Source organism: Novosphingobium sp. AAP1 (assembly GCF_001295765.1).
In the GTDB taxonomy this organism is placed as follows: domain Bacteria; phylum Pseudomonadota; class Alphaproteobacteria; order Sphingomonadales; family Sphingomonadaceae; genus Novosphingobium; species Novosphingobium capsulatum.
Genome location: NZ_LJHO01000002.1, coordinates 386,300 through 404,883 on the forward strand (window position 1 = coordinate 386,300; position 18,584 = coordinate 404,883).

Consider the following 18,584-nt stretch of genomic DNA (forward strand, 5'->3'; position numbering starts at 1 on the left):
GATAACCCCTGGTTGACAGCGTCGGCGCGGCGGGGCGAGAAGGCGGGCATGAAGACCATCGTTCTTGTCGCCGTTGTCGCCGCGCTGTCGCTCGTTTCTACCGCCTGCGTCTCCAAACTGGCCGAGGGCCGCGTGCGCACGGCGCTGGTCGATGCCGGCCTGTCCCATGCCAATGCCGCCTGCATGGCCGAGCGCATGACCGATCGCCTCTCGCTGGGGCAGTTGCGCCGGTTGGAGGCACTGCAGGCGCCCAGGCGCAGCCTGGCCGATTACGTGTGGACCGTGCGCCGCCTGGATGATCCGCAACTGGTGCAAGTGACGGTCAGCGCCGCTGCGCTCTGCGCCATGGGATTGGCCCCCGAAAAGCGGTGAACCGCGTGCGCGTGCACGGTGGATCGCTGCCGGGGGCCGCTGGACCTGGGCGGTGGTCTTGCCTAAGGCTGAAAACCATCGAAACGGGACTGACCGGCGGGGGCGCCGGTGGGAGATAGTGGTTTGCGCAAGATTGGCCTTATCGGCGGCATGAGCTGGGTTTCGACCCGCACGTATTACGAGCATCTCAACAAGCTGGTTCAGGCGCGCACAAGCACGTTGTCGAGCGCGCCTTTGCTGATCGAAAGCCTGGATTTTGCCGGCTTGGCCCGGCTTTCGACTGCGGATGAGTGGGCCCACGCCGCAACCGTGCTGGTCCAGAGCGCCAAGCGGCTGGAACAGGCTGGCGCCACCGCGCTTCTGATCGGCGCCAACTCGATGCACAAGGTCTATGACCAGGTTGCCGCGTCGGTGGGTGTGCCGGTGATCCACATTGCCGACGCCGTTGGCGCACGGATGCAGGCCAATGGCGTGAAGACCGCGGCGCTGATCGGCTCGCGCAATGTCATGGTCGAAAGCTTTTACCGCAAGCGCCTGGTGGCCCATGGCGTAACGCTGCTGCCGCCGGTGATGGACAATGTCGATGAGATCGACCGGATCATCTATGAAGAGCTGATGCAGGGCCGCGCCACGCGCTCGGCCGAGCGCACGTTCAAGACCTTGTTGACCACCATGGGCCAGGCCGGCGCGCAAGGCGTGGTGCTCGGCTGCACCGAACTCGACATGGTCATCGATGTCGATGCCAACGTGCTGCCGATCTATGACGGCACGCGCATCCATGCCGAGGCGGCGGCCGACTGGATCCTGGGCGCGGGGTGACAGACATGCGCGCGCCCTGGGCCTGCGATCCCGCTGCCTCGCGTGGGCGAGAGTTCGCACCAGAGCAGGGCGGGGTGCGCGGCCCGCGCAGCGAGTTCCAGCGCGATCGCGATCGGATCATCCATTCGATCGCGTTTCGCCGGCTGCGCCACAAGACGCAGGTGTTCATCGCGCCCGACGGCGATCACTATCGCGTGCGGCTGACGCACAGCCTAGAAGTGGCGCAGATCGGGCGCGTGATTGCCCGTGCTTTGGGCGCGGACGAAGACCTGACCGAAGCACTGTGCCTGGCCCACGATATCGGCCATCCGCCGTTCGGTCACGCCGGCGAGGATGCGCTGGAGGCGGCGCTGTCAAGCTGCGGCGGATTTGATCACAACGCCAATACCTTGCGCGTGCTGATGCGCCTGGAAAGCCCCTATGTGGAGCACGATGGCCTCAACCTGACCTGGGAAATGCTCGAAGGCCTGGCCAAGCATAACGGGCCGGTGAAGAAGCCCACCTGGGCGCTTGCCGAACTCGATGCGGCGTTCCCGCTCGACCTGGCCAGTCACGCCTCGATGGAGGCGCAGATTGCCGCGATTTCCGACGACATTGCCTATGACAACCACGATATCGACGATGGACTGCGCGGCGGTTTCCTGGCGCTGGACGACCTGCTGGAACTGCCGTTCGTGGCCGATCAATGGTATGCGATCGAGGCGCGCCATCCCCATGCCCCGCGCGAACGCCTGCTGCGCGAATTGGTGCGTGGGCAGATCGGCCGGATGGTCAACGACGTGATCAGCGAAACGCAGCGGCGCCTGGATGATAGCGGCGTTGGCAATGTGGCGGCGGTGCGCGCTGCCGGGCGCGCGCTCTGCGGATTTTCCGAAGAGGTGCGGCGGGAAGAACGCACACTCAAGCAGTTCATGTACGCGCGGCTCTACCTCCATCCCGAGCAGGTGGCTGCGGCTGATCGCGCGCGCCATGTGGTCGAAACGCTGTTTGCCGCCTATCGCGCCGATGCCGGACACATGCCGGCCGCCTGGCAGGCGCGCTTGCGGCTGTCAGAGCCAGATCGCAGCCGCGTGATCGCCGATTTCATCGCCGGCATGACCGATCGCTATGCTATCGACTGTTACGCGAAGATCGTCGGTCAAGTGCCTGAAGGACTTAGCAATGTCTGATCCCATCCGCGTGCTGCTGGTCGGCGCGACGGGGCTGGTCGGCCAGGCCGTGCTGGATGCCGCTGCTGGCCGGCCTGGCGTGCGCATGGTCGCCTTGGGACGCCGTGCGGCGCCCCTGCCTGCCGGCGCGCAGATGGAGCAATTGGTGATCGCGCCTGAACACTGGGGCGATGCCGTAGCGCAGGTGCGCCCTGATGTGATCGTGCTGGCATTGGGCACGACGATCGCGGCGGTGGGTGGCGATCGCGCCGCCTTTCGGGCGGTGGACCATGACCTCACGCTGCGCTGTGCGACGGCGGCGCGCCAGACGGGCGTTGCCCATGCCATCCTAGTTTCATCGGTTGGCGCTGATCCGGCTGCGCGCACGTTCTATCTCGCCACCAAGGGTGAGGTGGAGCGCGACGTGGCAGCGCTGGGCCTCCCTCGGTGCGATATACTTCGACCCGGCCTGCTGCGCGGCGCCCGCCAAGGCGCAGTCCGCCCGGCTGAGCGCGTGGGCATGGCGGTGGCGCCGCTGGTCGATTGGGCGCTGAGGGGCGCGCTTTCCCGCTATCGCTCGATCACCGCCAGCACGGTGGGCCAGGCGATTGTAAACCTGGCCAGCGTCCAGGCCGATGGGCGGTTCGTCCACCATTTTCGCTCCATCCACAGCGCTGCGCGCGGGACTGCTTATCCAGGCAGTTGACTTGCACGGGGTGCCTGCGCGAAAGGGCGGGCCTGTCGCTGACCCGCGCGGGAGAGTTTGCTGCTGATTCGCATATGTGAAAAAAGCAGTGACGCCGAAGGAGCAACCGCCCCGGAATCTCTCAGGCTAAAGGACCGCACGGGGTCTATAGCGACACTCTGGAAAGTGTTTCATTTCCTTGCGGAAATGGGGCCGCCGAAGGGGTAACCCCGCGATGCGCCACAACTAGGGGCGCGGGGGAAAGCTCTCAGGTTTCCGTGACAGAGGGGGCACCGTTGGGTGCACCTCTGTGCGGAGTTGAAACTTGTGAGTGACACATACGATCTCGCCCCGATTGCGGGCGAAAAGCCGCTTATCCTCACCCTGCCTCTCGATGCCTGGCACCGCGCACGCGGCGGCCGGATGGTGGAATTCGCCGGCTATCACATGCCGGTGCAGTACGAAGGCATTCTGGCTGAACACCAGTGGACGCGGGCCCATGCCGGGCTGTTTGATGTGTCGCACATGGGCCAGCTGGTGCTGCGCGGTGACCATGCCGGGCAGGCGCTCGAGGCCTTGCTGCCCGGCGCCTTCACCACGCTCAAGCCCGGCAAGCAGCGCTATTCGCTGTTGCTGGCAGACGACGGCGGCGTCCTTGACGATCTGATCGTGACCAATCGCGGCGCTGATTTCTACGTGGTGGTCAACGGCGCCACCAAGCATGCCGATATCGCCCACATCACCGCGCGCCTGCCCAAGGGTGTGACGCTGGACCACCTGGCAGACCATGCACTGCTCGCGCTGCAAGGACCGGAAGCCGCCCAAGCGCTCGGCGCGTTGGGCCTGGTGCCGGCGGCCGATCCGGCGCGCACGCTTGACAGCCTGGTGTTCATGGAGGCTGCGCCGTTCGTGTGGAACGGGGTGGCGCTGGGCGTTAGCCGCTCGGGCTATACCGGCGAAGATGGCTTTGAAATCTCGGTTCATGCTGATCAAGCCGTGGCGCTGGCCGATGCGCTGCTGGCCCAGCCGCAGGTCAAGCCGATCGGCCTGGGTGCGCGAGATTCGCTGCGCCTGGAAGCCGGCCTGCCGCTCTATGGCCATGATCTTTCGCCCGATATCGATCCGGTAGAGGCCGATCTCGGCTTTGCCATTCCAGTTCGCCGCCGACTGGCTGACGCTGGTTTCCCCGGCGCGCCACAACTGGCCAAGGCTTTTGCCCAAGGCACCGCGCGGCGCCGCGTGGGCCTGCTGATTGAAGGCCGCATGGCCGCACGCGAAGGCGCCGAGGTGGTGTCAGATGGCCGCACCGTGGGCACCGTCACCTCTGGCGGCTTTGCCCCCAGCCTGGAGCGGCCGATCGCCATGGCCTTCGTCGAAACCGCGCTGGCCGTGCCCGGCACCGCGCTGACCCTTTCCGTGCGCGGCAAGAGCCTTGCCGCCACTGTCGTTTCGCTTCCCTTCCATCCCCATCGTTACGTGCGCAAAGGAGCCGCCTGATGACCCGCTATTTCACCGCTGATCACGAATGGCTTGTGGTTGAAGGCGATGCTGCAACTGTCGGCATCACCGACTATGCGCAGAGCCAGCTTGGCGACATCACCTTTGTCGAACTGCCCGCCGTGGGCGCTGCCCTGGCCAAGGGTGACAGCGCGTCTGTCGTGGATTCGGTCAAGGCCGCTTCGGATGTCTATGCCCCGGTTTCGGGCGCCGTTACCGAAGTGAACCCGGCCCTGGAAGACGCGCCCGAACTGGTCAACTCCGCGCCGGAAGGCGAGGGCTGGCTGTGGCGCATGACGCTGGCCGATGCCGCCCAGCTTGATGGGCTGATGGACGAGGCGGCCTATGCCGCCCATGTCGCGGGGCTTTGACACGATGCGCTATCTTCCCTTGAGTGACCATGATCGTGGCGAGATGCTCGCCACGATCGGGGCGCCGGATATCGACGCGCTGTTTGCCGATGTTCCGGCGGCGGCGCGGCTCTCTGGCCCGATTGCAGGCCTGCCGGGCCATGCCAGCGAAATGGCGGTGGAACGCCACATGGCGCGGCTTTCGGCCGAAAGCCTCACCGCCGGCCAGGTGCCGTTCTTCCTGGGGGCAGGGGCCTATCGCCACCATGTTCCGGCGACGGTTGACCACCTGATCCAGCGCGGCGAGTTCCTGACCGCCTACACCCCCTATCAGCCGGAAATCGCGCAAGGCACCCTGCAGGTGCTGTTCGAATTCCAGACCCAGGTGGCGCGCCTGTTCGGCACCGATGTGGCCAATGCCTCGCTCTATGATGGCTCGACCGCGTGCTGGGAAGCCATCGCCATGGCTGGCCGCATTACCCGCCGCAGCAAGGCCGTGCTTTCGGGCGGCCTGCACCCGCATTATGTGGGCACAGCGCAGACCATGGCGCGCTTTACCGGCGATACGCTGGTGACGGCCAAGCCCGAAGTGTCGGCACAGGCCGATGACGAAGCGCTGATCGCCGCGATCGACGCTGAAACATCGTGCGTGCTGGTGCAGTATCCTGACGTGCTGGGCCGCATTCCCGATCTCAAGCGCATTGCCGCAGCCACGCAGGCCAAGGGCGCGCTGCTGATCGCGGTGGTGACCGAACCGGTGGCGTTGGGCTTGATCGAAAGCCCCGGCACGCTGGGTGCTGATATCGTCGTTGGCGAAGGCCAGTCGCTCGGCGTTGGCCTGCAGTTTGGCGGGCCATACCTGGGCCTGTTCGGTTGCCGCGAAAAGTATGTGCGCCAGATGCCGGGCCGCCTGTGTGGCGAAACGGTGGATGCCGATGGCAAGCGCGCCTTCGTGCTGACGCTGTCCACGCGGGAGCAGCATATCCGCCGCGAAAAGGCGACGAGCAATATCTGCACCAATTCAGGGCTTTGTGCCTTGGCTTTCAGCATTCATCTAAGCTTGCTGGGTGGTGAAGGCCTGGCCCGCATGGCCCGCGCCAGCCATTTGCGTGCGGTCCAGGCGGCCACTGCGCTGGCGGCGCTGCCGGGCGTGGCCGTGGTCAACGCCAGTTATGTCAACGAGTTTGCCATCACGCTGCCGCGTCCGGCGGCCGAAGTGGTGGATGCGCTGGCGGCCCGTCGCGTGTTGGGCGGCGTTGCCCTGTCGCGGCTCGTGCCGGGGCAGGCTGATCTCACCCATGTGCTGCTCGTCGCCACCAGCGAACTGACGACCGATGAAGACATCGCGGCCCTGTGCGCCGCGCTTGCGGAGGTACTGGCATGACTGTTCTGAACCCCTCCGGCTGGCGCCCCGAACTGGGCGAGCGCATTCCTGCCACGCTGGAAGCGCCCGAAACCGTGACCGGCAACCGCGCGCTGCACCTGGAAGAACCGCTGCTGTTCGAAGTGGGGCGGATGGACCACTGCGGCGTCGATTTCGACGACGTACCCGGATCGCCGCTCGCTGGCCTCGCCCTGCGCGCGGCGCCGGTGGACCTGCCGGGCCTGAGCGAGCCGGAGGCGGTGCGCCACTACACCCGCCTCTCGCGCCAGAACTATGCGATCGACCTCGGGCCGTTCCCGCTCGGCAGTTGCACGATGAAGCACAACCCGCGCCTGGACGAAAAGGTCGCGCGGATGCCCGGTTTTGCCGATGTGCACCCGCTGCAACCGGTAGGCACGGTGCAGGGCGCGCTCAAGGTGATCGATGAACTGGCCGACTGGCTGGTCAAGCTGACCGGGATGGCCGCCGTGGCGATGACGCCCAAGGCCGGTGCGCATGGCGAACTGTGCGGCTTGCTAGCGATCCGCGCCGCGCTCGATGCGCGGGGGGACAAGCGCGAGGTGATCCTGGTGCCCGAAAGCGCGCATGGCACCAACCCGGCCACCGCCGCCTTTGCCGGCTTCCAGGTGGAGGCGATCCCGGCCACCGACGATGGCCGCGTCGATACCGCCGCGCTGATCGGCAAGCTCGGCCCGCATGTGGCCGGGGTGATGATCACCAACCCCAACACCTGCGGCCTGTTCGAGCGCGATCTCAAGACCATTGCCGATGCCGTGCATGCCGCCGGCGGCTATGTCTATTGCGATGGCGCCAACTTCAACGCCATCGTCGGCCGGGTGCGCCCGGGCGATCTGGGCGTGGATGCCATGCACATCAACCTGCACAAGACCTTCTCCACGCCGCACGGCGGGGGCGGTCCGGGTGCCGGTCCGGTGGTGCTGTCAGACGCGCTGGCGCCATTCGCGCCGCTGCCGTTCGTCAAGCCTGGCAGCGATGGCATGCTGCGCCTGGTGGAAGAGGCCGATAGCGCCGGTGAGGCGCCTGAGGCGTTTGGCCGCATGTGCGCGTTCCATGGCCAAATGGGTATGTTCAGCCGTGCGCTGGCTTATATCCTGAGCCACGGTGCAGATGGCCTCGCCCAGGCATCGGGCGATGCCGTGCTCAACGCCAACTATGTGCTGCGCCGGTTGGAGCATGTGCTGCATGCGCCGTTCGCGGCGGCTGGCCCGTGCATGCACGAAGCGCTGTTCAGCGATGATGGCTTTGCCGATGGCTTTGCCACGCTGGACCTCGCCAAGGGCCTGATCGACGAGGGCTATCACCCGATGACGGTCTACTTCCCGCTGGTCGTGCATGGCGCGATGCTGGTTGAGCCGACTGAGACGGAAAGCAAGGCCGGTCTCGATCAGTTCATCATGGCGATGGAAAGCCTGGGTGCGCGCGCGAAGGCTGGCGATCCCGCGCTCAAGTCTGCCCCTCACTTTGCCCCGCGCCGCCGGGTCGATGAAACCCGCGCGGCGCGCAAGCCGCGCTTGGTGTGGAGCGCCTGAGGCGCGCCGCAATGCCTGACAGCCAAACGTAAAAAGGCGCCGCAAGATATTGATCTTGCGGCGCCTTCTTTATTCATGATCCTGGCGCGATTACTTGCCGTTAATCGCGTCCGAACCGGCCTGGCCAGCAGACTGGATGTCCTTGCCGGCGCCCTTGACGGTGTTGCACGCAGCCGTGCCCAGCAGCAGGCCGCCCATGGCGGCCGCGACGATGATCTTGCGCATCATGAGATTGGCTCCCTTCCTTGTGGGACGAAAGGCTCGAAACATGCCCTTCCGAACGCGCACAGAACGAGCCAATCCGCATGCGGTTCCTTGCCCTAAGGACCCTGCGTTCACGCCATGGCAGAGGCGGTAGGCGGGCTAGGTTGCTGCTGTCGGTGCCGCACATGTTCGCGCCAGGCGATGATCAGCCCTGCCGCAATCACGATCGGCGCACCGATCCAGGTGGTGGCAGGCGGCAGGTGGGCAAAGACCAGCCAGCCCCACAGCGTGGCCCAGCCAAATTGCGAGTAATCCATCACGATCACGCTGGACACCGGGCCGAACCGCAGCGCGGCTGTCATCAGCAATTGCGCGCCGAGGCCGGCCAGGCCAATACCGCCGAGCATGAGCCAGCCGAGGGCATCATGGTGCACCCCGGTGCGGAACAGGAACAGCGCCAGGAACGGCGCGCTCATCGCGGAAAAATAGAAGACCACTGTCAGTGGCTCTTCCGTGCGGCCAAGGTCGCGCAATTGGATCGAGACCAGCGCGACCATGAACGCCGCGCCGACGCCAACCGCCACGCCCAGCGCGGGCAGGTGGGTCTGGTTCGGGCCGGCAATGATCACGATGCCCAGCAGTCCCATGGCCACCGCCGTCCAGCGCCACGGACCCACCCGTTCCTTGAGCAGGAGCGCAGAGAGGATCACGGCAAAGACCGGGGCGGTAAAGCCCAGCACGGTCGCCTCGGCCAGGGGCAGGATCTGCACCACACCGAGCGTAAGGAACATGCCGGCCGTGCCGATCATCGCGCGGCGGAAATGGACCCACGGCCGCGCCGTGCGCAGGCGATGCAATTGCCCACGTGCACCAAGCCAGCCCAGCAGCATGAGCGCCGGCAGCGTCTGCCGCCAGAACATGGTTTCGGGCAGCGGCATGCCACGCTCGCCGGTCAGCTTGACCAGCACCAGCATGGTCGACAGCATGGCCATTGCCACCAGGCGCAGGCCCAGGGCCAGAAAGGGTCTTTCACGAGACGGCATGGCCCGCGCGCCTAGGCGCAGGGCGATGCGAGTGCAAGGCTTGTCGATCGCGGGGTTGCATCGTGCCGGCGCTGCGGCCATGGCGCCGCCATGATCGAACGGTGGCGCGCGATAGACTGGCAGCAGGTGTGGCAGGGGCCGTGGCAAGCCGTGGCGGCCGTTGGCGCCGTGCTGCTGGCGGTGGCGATCGTGGCGCTGGTGGCCGAACGGCGGCGCAGCAAGCGTGCCGATCTCGATCGCGTGGGCTGCATGCCCTGGACGATGATCTACGCCCTGTGCTTTTTCATGGCCTGCGTGCTGCTGGGCGGCGCTTTGCGCGCCGCCCTGGCAAGCTGACGATCAGAGGCAGGCTTCCAGGAATGCCTGGTCAAAGCCGAACTGACGCGCCTTTTCCAGAGTATAGGGGCGCAGACCGGACGGGCGGAATTCGCCGATGATCTTGCCCTCTTCGGTTTCGTCGAGATATTCGAACTTGAACAGTTCCTGCGTCACGATCACATCGCCTTCCATCCCGATCACCTCGGTGATGTTGGTGGTGCGGCGCGAACCGTCGCGCAGGCGCTTGACCTGAACGATCAGATCGACGCTCTCGGCGATCTGGCGGCTGATCGCTTCCTTGGGGATCTTGATGTCACCCATCAGGATCATGTTTTCCATACGGCCCAGGCATTCGCGCGGGCTGTTGGCGTGCAGCGTACACATCGAACCATCGTGGCCGGTGTTCATCGCCGCCAGCAGGTCAAAGCATTCCGCGCCGCGAATTTCGCCCAGGATAATGCGGTCAGGGCGCATACGCAGCGCGTTCTTGACCAGATCGCCGATGGTGATCGCGCCCTGGCCTTCCAGGTTCGGTGGGCGGGTTTCCAGCGGCAGCCAGTGCGGTTGTTGCAGGCGCAGTTCGGCCGCGTCTTCGATCGTCAGCACGCGCTCGCCCGGGTCGATCATCTTGGACAAGGCGTTGAGCATCGTGGTTTTCCCAGAGCCCGTGCCCCCGGAAATCACGATATTCATGCGGCACGCCCCGGCGATTTTCAGCGCCGTGCACATCTTGTCGCTCATCGAGCCGAAATCGCGCAGCATATCGAGCGTGATCGGCTTTTCGGAAAACTTACGAATGGAGATCGCCGTGCCGCGCAATGAAAGCGGCGGCACGATCACGTTGACGCGGCTGCCATCCTTGAGGCGGGCGTCGGCCAGAGGCGTGGTCTGGTCGACGCGACGGCCGACCTGGTTGACGATGCGCTGGGCGATCTGGAACAGGTGGCTTTCATCGCGGAAGCGGATCGGGGCAAGTTGCAGCTTGCCCTTCTTTTCGATGTAGGTCTGTTCCGGTCCGTTGACCATGATGTCGGACACGTCGGGATCGTTGAGCAGTTCCTCCAGCGGCCCGAACCCGAGCAGTTCGTCGATCAGCACCTTTTCCAGCGCGAATTGCTCGCGCCGGTTGAGCGTCACTTTCAGTTCGGCCAGCACTTCCATGATGATCGGGCGGAATTCTTCCGACAGTTCATCCTTGGTCAGCGTTGCGGCGGCTTCGGGATCGACACGTTCGAGCAGGCGCGGCAGCACCTGTTCCTTGATCTTGTGGACCGACGCCTCGAAGCCTTCGGCCTGGTAGGTGTTGTCCACCACGCCGTTGATGCGCTCGGCCAGGCGGCTCATCGCATCGGCATGCTTGCCGCCCATGTCATCGTTGGCGCCGGGCAGAGGGCTTGCTTCGACAAAGCCAGCGGGCACGGCCGTTGCGGCTTCGCCAGTTTTCATCGGCCGGGCAACGCCGAACGAGGGGCGCGCGGCGGTGGCTCCACCCAAACCTGTCTTCCGGCCAAAAGCGCTCATGCGTCTTTTCCTGTCAACTCGTTCTTCCGGGGCCGTAGCCCGACAATGGTCAGGAACGGCTTTTCAGACGTAGTGAATACGGGGGAAACCTTCAGGATTCCCTAAAAACGGACAAAAGGCCGCAATGGCGCCGTGCATGGCGGTGTTGCCTGGCCGCGCGGCGGCAATCCTTCACCAACTCTATAGAAATGAAAGGCTTGGCCATCCAATCCGGCCGGGACGTCGCCGATCCGCCGAATCAGGGGCGGCATGTCGGGCAGGGAAAAGTCACTCAGCAGATAAAAGCTGCCTTCGTGTTTCGCCGTGGCCGCCAGTACGCGATAGAACTGCGCGCCATCGACCAGCTTTTGCGGTTCGGGATTGTTCCAGCGGGTAAAACTTTGCGTGCAGCGCTTGCCCAAGCGTTGAAATGGCATGCCGCTCAGCCCGGAAATTCCCTCGCCCGCGCTTTCCGGGAAAGCCAGCCAGCGTTCCTGGCTCAGGTTATGAGACGCGATCCAGGCGGAGGCGCGATCGCTGTTGTTGAACGGCATGATCAGGGCGACCACCGCCATGAACACGCCACACCCCGCCACCAGCCATAGCCACACGCGCATCCACACGCCGGGGCCAGGCCCCCCGGCAAGGGCCTGGCGCCAGACCATCGCCACCAGCAGCAGTGTGCTGAGCATGAGGTGGCGGACCGAGAGGGCGTAAACCGCCACGCTGAACACCAGCGTAAATCCGGCAAAGCCGGCCAGCACGAGGCGATCGGCCGGTCGGCCGCGCAGTTGTGTCCAGGCCATGGCTGCTACGGCCAACAAAGCGATCGCGCCCAGCAAAGCAGGCGGAGGCTGACCCCATTCCGGGCGCAGGCCGTGCCATTGCAGCGGCAGGCCTTGCGCGCTCATCCCAGCGAGCCAGTCAATCAGTCGTGCAAGTCGGCCAGGCTGGGTGATGGCGGGCGCCACGTCGGGCGCGGGGCGCACCCACCATGCTGCCAGCAGGCCCGAGGCGATCCACCCGCCCAGCCAGCCGAGCGGCGCGCGCCGTTCGACCCAGCGCCAACCGGCGAATACGAACGACAGCACCCCGAACAGGAAATCGCACTGCGGCAACAAGATGATGAATGGCCAGGCCCAGTGGCCGCGTCGCCACAGCGCTAAGGCAAGGAACACGCACACCGCGCCCAGGGTGAGGCTGCGCGACACGGTCAGGAATTCGAACAGCACGAATTCCGACAGGGCCAGGCACAACCGCTGGCTGCGCGCGAAGGGTGCACCTAGCAGGATGGCAAGCTGGCCCGGAACCGCAATCAGGGCGGCTGCCACCGGCAGGGTCAGCAATGGCGCAGATAGAAAGTGCGTCAGACCGCGCAGGATCGCGTACCACAGCGGGGGATGGCCTTCATAACGCAGCGCGGCAAGCAGATCGGGCCAGGTTGGCGTCTGCACCGCGATCAGCACGGCCTGCCATTCGTCCAACCAGGGTTTGTGCGTGATGATCAGCAGGATTTGCAGGGCGATAACCGCGCAAATCGCGCCGGTCCACGCAACGGTTGTGGCCAAGGCTGCGTTGACGGCGCGATCCAGCGCCAAGGTCGTGCGGGCTATCCAGGCCAGCACCCGCGCCAGCAGCGGCGCCCGCGCGCAAAGCCAGGGTGCGATCGTGTCGCCGACGTGGATCTGCGTCATGCCCCGTCTGCCCCTTTCTGTCCGTCGCTATGGCTAGGGCGGGAATAAAAGGACGGAGGCCAAGGAATGGTTAACGCGCGCTTGCTGGCGGCGTGCACGAACGCGAACGGGGCTGCACCGCTTGGCGATGCAGCCCCGTTCCAAGCCTTCCAGGACGCAGCAGCGCGGAGGGACGCGGCGCCAGGTCTTGGGGTGTTGCGTCAGTTTGCGGTCAGATGCGGGCCGCGAACAGATAGCCTTCGCCGCGTACCGTGCGGATCAGGGCGCCGCCGCCGTGGCGCACCAGCTTGGCACGCAGGCGCGAAACGGCGACATCGATGGCGCGGTCAAACGCTTCGGCTTCGTCGCCATGAACTAGGCGCAGCAGCGCTTCGCGGCTGACGACCTGGCCGGCGTGGACTGCCAGGGCATGGAGCAGCTTGAATTCGCCGCTGGTCAGGTCAACGTCGCGGCCAGCGGCATCGCGCACCACATAGAACGTGGGATCGAGCACCCAACCGGCAAAGGTCAGCACTGGAGTGGCAGCGGCGCGCGCGGTGGCGGCGTTACCACGGCGCAGCACCACGCGCAGGCGGGCGAGCAGTTCGCGCGGGTTGAACGGCTTGGCGAGATAATCGTCAGCGCCCAGTTCCAGGCCGACGATGCGATCGATATCGCTGGCGACGGCGGAAAGCAGCATGACCGGCGGCGTGCCGGGCTGTTCAGCCATCTCGCGCAGCAGGCCGAGCGAATCCTCGCCACGGGCCATGACATCGAGGATCACCGCATCGATCGGTTCCTGCGACACCAGCTGGCGCAGTTCGGTGCCATTGGCGACGGGCACCACGTGCATGCCCTGGCCTTCCAGGTATTCACGCAGCATGTCGCGGGTCTGCTGATCTTCATCGAGCAGGGCGATGCGGGCATCGTGGGTGCGGCGCATGGCGGGTTCATAACCGTTGGCCGGAGCGGGTGCGGTGATCATCGCGTCGTTGCGGGCAAAGCGCATGGCACCGGCGGGATTTGGGCGGAGTTCGGAGTGTGCAAGGGGCATTCGTCAGGGTCCATCAGTGGGAGGGGAGGGATGAGGGACACCGGCTTAACGAGGGGCGTGGCAAAACCCTTCGCGGCAAGTTTCTTTTTCTTGCGGTTCGCGCGGCTTTCGTGCCGAAGATCGACGAGCTCATTTTGCAATCGATTGTTGTAAGGGCGCATTGTCTGTGCCATGGTGCACGCGAAGGGCCGGTGAAGCCCCTTGGGAGAGCGTCATGGAATTTGCCCGCAATCAGGCCGAAACTCCGCCAGGCAGCACGGTGCCGGCCAGCGGTTGCGTGGCATCGGGATCTGCGCGGCCGCGTCTGTCCCTGGCGCGCATCCTGGAAATGAACCTGGGCTTCCTGGGTCTGCAATTCAGCTTCGGCCTGCAGCAGGGCAACATGGGCCCGATCTACAGCTATCTTGGCGCCAACGAAGCGCAGCTTCCGCTACTTGGCCTGGCCGGGCCGATCACCGGCCTGCTGGTGCAGCCGCTGATTGGGGCGCTGTCTGATCGCACCGCCAGCCGCTGGGGCCGCCGCACGCCCTATTTTCTGATCGGGGCTGTGCTCTGCGCCCTCGGGCTGTTCATCATGCCGCTGTCTTCTTCGGTGCTGATGGCCGCGTCGCTGCTGTGGCTGCTCGACGCTGGTAACAACATCACCATGGAACCCTACCGGGCCTATGTTTCCGACCGGCTCAATCCCAACCAGCGGCAAACCGGGTTTCTGTCGCAAAGTGCATTTACCGGCCTGGCGCAGATGCTGGCGTTTCTGACGCCCTCGATCCTGGTCGGCCTGGGCATGAACCAGGATTGGGTCGATGCCCATGGCATTCCCTATACCGTGCGGGTGGTGTTCACGCTCGGCGCGGTCCTGTCGCTGGTGACCATTCTGTGGTCGGTCTGGCGCGTGCCGGAATTGCCGCTGACACCGCAGGAACGCGCGCATATCGAGGCAGCGCCCAGGGGCTTTGGCGCGGCGCTGGCCGAGATTGCCGACGCCATCCGCACCATGCCGGTCGCCATGCGCAAGCTTGGGCTGATGAGCCTGTTCCAGTGGTCGGCGATGTCGGGCTATTGGCTCTATGTCACCTATTCGATCGCGCGGACGGTCTATCACACCGCCGATGCACATAGCTCGGCGTTCCATAGCGCGGTGCTGACCAATGGCGAAATGGCCGCGTTCTATAACGGCATCTCGTTCGTCACTGCCTTTGCCATGGTGCCGCTGGTGCGCCGGATCGGCCCGGGACCGCTGCACGCGCTGTGCCTGCTGGCGGGAGGCCTCGGCATGCTGGCGCTGCCGCACATTACCGACAAGGCGTTGCTATTCGTGCCGGCGGTGGGCGTGGGTCTTGCCTGGGGCAGCATCATGGGCAACCCCTATGCCATCCTCACCAATTCCATCCCGCCGGCCCGCACCGGGGTCTATATGGGCATTTTCAACATGATGATCGTGATCCCCATGTTGCTGTTCGCGGTCGTGATGAGCGAACTGGACCTGGGCTTCATCAAGCTGGGGCTGGGTGTCTATTCCCATGTGCTGCGTGGCGATCCGGGCAATATGCTGTCGCTGTGCGGCGCGCTGTTGATCGCGGCGGCGCTGTCGGTCCTGTGGGTGCGCGAAGGGCGTGCCCATGCCGTGGCCCAGGCGCAAGCCCTGGCATGAGCGGCATGTTTGCCTTGAACAGCGGCGATGCGGCAATCGTGCTGGAGCCGCGCGAGGGCCGCGCTCCCGTGTGGCGCCATTGGGGCGCGGCGGTGGATGTTGCTGGCCTGCCGCCGCTGGCCGACGCGCGCGGCGCGGCATCGTTTTCGTTTGACGAAGACGTCCCGCTCGATAGCGCCCCGGTGGGCGGGCTGGGCTGGTTCGGCCCGGCTGCGGTGGAACTGCGTGATGCCACCGGCGCCGGCATGGTCGTTTCCTGGACCAACAGTGATGTTGCCCGCACCGACGACGGGCTGGTGATCTGCCTCGATGATACGGTGCAGGGCGTGCGCCTGGTGCAGACCATCGCCGCCGATGGCCTTGGCGGCTTTCGCATGGGTGCCACGCTGACCAATATCGGCCCTGCGCCGATCCAGCTCGATTGGCTGGCCAGCGCGGTGCTGCCGCTGCCGGGCGATGCCGCGCAGCTGGTGTCCTGGCGCGGGCGGCACAATGCCGAATTGGTGCAGAAGGTCGAGCCCTTGCCGGCGCATGCCTGGCAACGCGAAGGGCGGCGCGGCATTGCCGGCCATGGCGGCCCGGCCGGGCTGTTCGTGCTGGGCGAGGGGGCAGGGCATGCCACCGGCCCGGTTCATGCGCTGCAATTGTGCTGGTCAGGCGACAGCCTGATCCGGGTGGAGCGCGATGACGAAGGGTTCTTTATCGCCATGGCTGGCGCGCGCCTGGCACCGGGCGAGGTGGTTCTGGCCCCCGGTGCCAGCTGGCACGCGCCCGATGTGTTGGCAGCCTGGTCCAGCTACGGGCGCAACGGCGCCACGGCGGTGTTCCATGCGGCGGTGCGGGCCATGGTGCGCTGGCCGGGCGGCACCATGCCGCCGCGCAAGGTTCATCTCAATTCGTGGGAAGCCTGCTATTTCGATCATGACGAGGCGCGCATCCTCGCCCTGGCCGAAGCCGCCGCGCAGATCGGCATAGAGCGCTTTGTGCTCGACGATGGCTGGTTCGTGGGGCGCAACGACGATACGGCTGGGCTGGGCGATTGGACGCCCGATCCAGCCAAGTATCCGCAAGGCCTGGCGCCGCTGGCGCACCGGATCATCGCCACGGGCATGGAATTCGGACTGTGGGTCGAGCCGGAAATGGTCAACCCCGATAGCGATCTCTATCGCGCCCATCCCGGTTGGGCACTGGCGCTACCCGATCGTGCGCGACCCACGGCCCGCAACCAGTTGGTGCTGGATCTGTCGCAGGCAGCGGTGCGTGACTATCTGTTCGATTGCCTCGATCATCTGCTGCGCGATGTGCCGATCAGCTATCTGAAATGGGACCACAATCGCGATCTGGCGCCGTCCTGTGGCGCGGCACAGGTGCGCGGGCTGTATGACTTGCTGGCCCGCTTGCGCGCCGCCCATCCCGGCGTCGAGATAGAGGCCTGTGCCGGTGGTGGCGGGCGCAGCGACGCCGGTATGGCGCCCTATGTCCACCGCTATTGGACCAGCGACAATATCGATGCCGTCAGCCGCGTGGATATCCAGCGCGGGTTCCTAGCGTTCCTGCCGCCCGAGATGATGGGCAGCCACGTGGGCGCCAGCCCCGCCCATGCCACGGGCCGGGCACAGGCCCTGGCGTTTCGCGCTGCCGTGGCCATGCCAGGGCATTTCGGTGTGGAGATGGACCCGCGCACGCTTGACGCGCCAGAGCGGGATGAACTGGCCGGTTGGATCGGGTTTCACCGCACGTGGCGCGATCTGCTGCATGGCGGGCAGGTATGGCTGGGCGAAGGCCCCGATGGCCTGGTGTGGCAGGCGCAGGGCAGCGCCCAGGCGCAATTGTTGTTTGCCATTCGCCGCGCGCCGGCCGCTGATCGGCGGCCACAGCCGCTGCGCCTGCCGCATCTGGCCGGGCAGGGGGCATGCAAGGTGCGCCTGCTGCGCCTGGCCGGTGGCACTGGTGGCCACGCCGCCCCAACCACGCCGCTCCATCGTGCCATGGTGGATGCGCCGGTAACGCTGGCGGGCAACTGGCTGGCCCATGCCGGTTTGCCGATGCCGCCGATGAATGCCCAGACCGTGGCGATCTTTCATATCGAGGCCGGGTGAATGACCTGGCCGCTTTACACCCTCCACCCTTCCTCGCGCGCCTGACGCGCCAACCAGCACGAGGTCGCATGTCCGCCGATCGTCCTTCTTTCCAGCCCGATGCGCAAACGATTGCTCACCCGGTCACCCGGCAGCCGAGCCGTTGGGAGCCGCATGGCTACGACGCCGTGCCCGAAATTCCGCTGGTGACGGCGGCCGATGTCGCGCCGATCATGCCCGGCCTCGATCTGTGGGACTGCTGGCCGCTGGCGCACGAAGATGGGCGCACGGCGGTGCATGCCGGGCGCACCTGGTGGTTCTTCCTCAGCGCGCCGTGCTTCCCCGATCCGGTGCAGCGGCACGATGTGGCGCGCATCCGCCTGCTGTCGCACGGTGCCGATGGCTGGCGCGATCATGGCAACGCCTTGCCCGATGGGCTCAACCCCGGCACCCGCGAATGGGCTGGCTGCGCCGTGGTGATGGACGACGGCGTTTCGGTGACGCTGTTCTACACCGTGGCCGGTCGCCAGGGCGGGGCCTTCTCCTATGAGCAGCGCCTGTTCGCCGTGCCGGGCACGCTGGCCGCGGATGGCCCGGGGCAATGGCAGGCCCCGCAGGAAATCGTTGCCGCCGATGGCCTCCGCTATATTGCCGATCGCCAGGAAATCACCAATCCCGCGCCTGGTTCGATCAAGGCGTTCCGCGATCCGGCGTGGTTCCGTGATCCGGCCACCGGCCAGCGTCACATCGTCTTTACCGGCAGCGCAGCCTGGACCGACAACCCGCACAACGGGCTGGTGGGCCTGGCCACTCTGAGCGATGCCGGCTGGCTGCTGGAAGATCCGCTGGTCGAGGCGATCGGCACGAATAACGAAATGGAGCGCCCCTGTGTGGTATGGCGCGACGGGCGCTATTACCTGTTCTGGTCCACCCAGCGGCATACTTTTGCTCCTGGCGCCGTCGATGGGCCCAACGGCCTTTATGGCATGGTGGCTGACAGCCTCACCGGCCCGTGGCGCCAGATCAACGGCAGCGGCCTGGTTGCCCCCAATCCGGCCGGGGAGCCCGGCCAGACCTATAGCTGGTGGGTGACGGGCGAAGGCGCGGTGTGGAGCTTCATCGACTATTGGGGCATGAACGGACGCAAGCTGGCCGATCATCCCGAACTGCTGCGGGCCCAGTTCGGTGGCACGCCGGCGCCGGTGTTCCAACTGGCGTTTGACGGGGATCGCGTCACCGTCGCGGCCTGAACCTGGCG

General features: G+C 66.0%; 17 protein-coding genes and 2 riboswitches. Of the genes, 12 read left to right on the forward strand and 5 right to left on the reverse strand.

Annotated features, from left to right (window positions below):
• Positions 1-48: 48 nt before the first annotated feature.
• From IP65_RS05680 to gcvPB, 8 genes are all read left to right on the forward strand, one after another.
• Positions 49-372, forward strand: a complete 324-nt coding sequence (locus IP65_RS05680; RefSeq protein ID WP_022676368.1) for a hypothetical protein — start codon at positions 49-51, stop codon at positions 370-372.
• A gap of 123 nt (positions 373-495) precedes the next feature.
• Positions 496-1,191, forward strand: a complete 696-nt coding sequence (locus tag IP65_RS05685; RefSeq protein ID WP_022676369.1) for an aspartate/glutamate racemase family protein — start codon at positions 496-498, stop codon at positions 1,189-1,191.
• Between the two features lie 5 nt (positions 1,192-1,196).
• Positions 1,197-2,360 carry a deoxyguanosinetriphosphate triphosphohydrolase gene (locus IP65_RS05690; protein WP_043609152.1) on the forward strand — a complete coding sequence of 388 codons (1,164 nt, stop codon included), beginning with the start codon at positions 1,197-1,199 and terminating at the stop codon, positions 2,358-2,360.
• Positions 2,353-3,045, forward strand: a complete 693-nt coding sequence (locus IP65_RS05695; RefSeq protein ID WP_022676371.1) for an NAD(P)H-binding protein — start codon at positions 2,353-2,355, stop codon at positions 3,043-3,045. The genes IP65_RS05690 and IP65_RS05695 overlap by 8 nt, the downstream gene beginning before the upstream one ends.
• A gap of 38 nt (positions 3,046-3,083) precedes the next feature.
• Positions 3,084-3,192: riboswitch (glycine riboswitch) on the forward strand.
• Between the two features lies 1 nt (position 3,193).
• Positions 3,194-3,319: riboswitch (glycine riboswitch) on the forward strand.
• A 32-nt stretch (positions 3,320-3,351) separates the two neighbouring features.
• Positions 3,352-4,521: a glycine cleavage system aminomethyltransferase GcvT gene (gene gcvT, locus IP65_RS05700; RefSeq protein ID WP_022676372.1), complete on the forward strand. Its 1,170-nt coding sequence runs from the start codon at positions 3,352-3,354 to the stop codon at positions 4,519-4,521.
• Positions 4,521-4,892 (forward strand): glycine cleavage system protein GcvH, encoded by a 372-nt coding sequence (gene gcvH, locus IP65_RS05705; protein ID WP_022676373.1) that lies wholly within the window; start codon positions 4,521-4,523, stop codon positions 4,890-4,892. Before gcvT ends, gcvH begins: the two co-directional genes overlap by 1 nt.
• A 4-nt stretch (positions 4,893-4,896) precedes the next feature.
• Positions 4,897-6,255, forward strand: a complete 1,359-nt coding sequence (gcvPA, locus tag IP65_RS05710) for an aminomethyl-transferring glycine dehydrogenase subunit GcvPA (RefSeq protein WP_028657881.1) — start codon at positions 4,897-4,899, stop codon at positions 6,253-6,255.
• Complete coding sequence (gene gcvPB, locus IP65_RS05715; RefSeq protein WP_054131098.1) at positions 6,252-7,805, forward strand: aminomethyl-transferring glycine dehydrogenase subunit GcvPB; 1,554 nt, start codon at positions 6,252-6,254, stop codon at positions 7,803-7,805. Before gcvPA ends, gcvPB begins: the two co-directional genes overlap by 4 nt.
• 90 nt (positions 7,806-7,895) lie before the next feature.
• On the opposite strand, the gene IP65_RS05720 is transcribed toward gcvPB, so the two are convergent.
• Both IP65_RS05720 and IP65_RS05725 read right to left on the reverse strand, forming a co-directional pair.
• Positions 7,896-8,033: an entericidin A/B family lipoprotein gene (locus IP65_RS05720; RefSeq protein ID WP_022676376.1), complete on the reverse strand. Its 138-nt coding sequence runs from the start codon at positions 8,031-8,033 to the stop codon at positions 7,896-7,898.
• 107 nt (positions 8,034-8,140) lie between these two features.
• Complete coding sequence (locus tag IP65_RS05725) at positions 8,141-9,052, reverse strand: DMT family transporter (RefSeq protein WP_022676377.1); 912 nt, start codon at positions 9,050-9,052, stop codon at positions 8,141-8,143.
• 90 nt (positions 9,053-9,142) lie between these two features.
• Between IP65_RS05725 and IP65_RS05730 the strand changes: the two genes are divergently transcribed.
• Positions 9,143-9,388 carry a hypothetical protein gene (locus tag IP65_RS05730; RefSeq protein ID WP_022676378.1) on the forward strand — a complete coding sequence of 82 codons (246 nt, stop codon included), beginning with the start codon at positions 9,143-9,145 and terminating at the stop codon, positions 9,386-9,388.
• Between the two features lie 3 nt (positions 9,389-9,391).
• On the opposite strand, the gene IP65_RS05735 is transcribed toward IP65_RS05730, so the two are convergent.
• The 3 genes from IP65_RS05735 to IP65_RS05745 form a co-directional block, all read right to left on the reverse strand.
• Positions 9,392-10,891, reverse strand: coding sequence for a CpaF family protein (locus IP65_RS05735; protein WP_028657883.1), 1,500 nt, complete (start codon positions 10,889-10,891; stop codon positions 9,392-9,394).
• A gap of 101 nt (positions 10,892-10,992) precedes the next feature.
• On the reverse strand, positions 10,993-12,564 hold the full coding sequence (locus tag IP65_RS05740; RefSeq protein ID WP_054131099.1) for a hypothetical protein: 1,572 nt from the start codon (positions 12,562-12,564) through the stop codon (positions 10,993-10,995).
• Between the two features lie 211 nt (positions 12,565-12,775).
• The gene (locus tag IP65_RS05745; protein WP_022676380.1) at positions 12,776-13,552 is read right to left on the reverse strand and encodes a winged helix-turn-helix domain-containing protein; all 777 of its coding nucleotides are present in this window, start codon (positions 13,550-13,552) and stop codon (positions 12,776-12,778) included.
• Positions 13,553-13,925: 373 nt separating this feature from the next.
• On the opposite strand from IP65_RS05745, the gene IP65_RS05750 reads away from it, so the two are divergent.
• The 3 genes from IP65_RS05750 to IP65_RS05760 all read left to right on the forward strand — a co-directional run bounded on the left by IP65_RS05750 (position 13,926) and on the right by IP65_RS05760 (position 18,576).
• Positions 13,926-15,248 (forward strand): MFS transporter, encoded by a 1,323-nt coding sequence (locus tag IP65_RS05750; RefSeq protein ID WP_054131249.1) that lies wholly within the window; start codon positions 13,926-13,928, stop codon positions 15,246-15,248.
• Positions 15,245-17,347 (forward strand): alpha-galactosidase, encoded by a 2,103-nt coding sequence (locus tag IP65_RS05755; protein ID WP_054131100.1) that lies wholly within the window; start codon positions 15,245-15,247, stop codon positions 17,345-17,347. Before IP65_RS05750 ends, IP65_RS05755 begins: the two co-directional genes overlap by 4 nt.
• A 68-nt stretch (positions 17,348-17,415) precedes the next feature.
• Positions 17,416-18,576, forward strand: coding sequence for a glycoside hydrolase family 68 protein (locus IP65_RS05760; protein ID WP_082349797.1), 1,161 nt, complete (start codon positions 17,416-17,418; stop codon positions 18,574-18,576).
• Positions 18,577-18,584 lie beyond the last annotated feature (8 nt).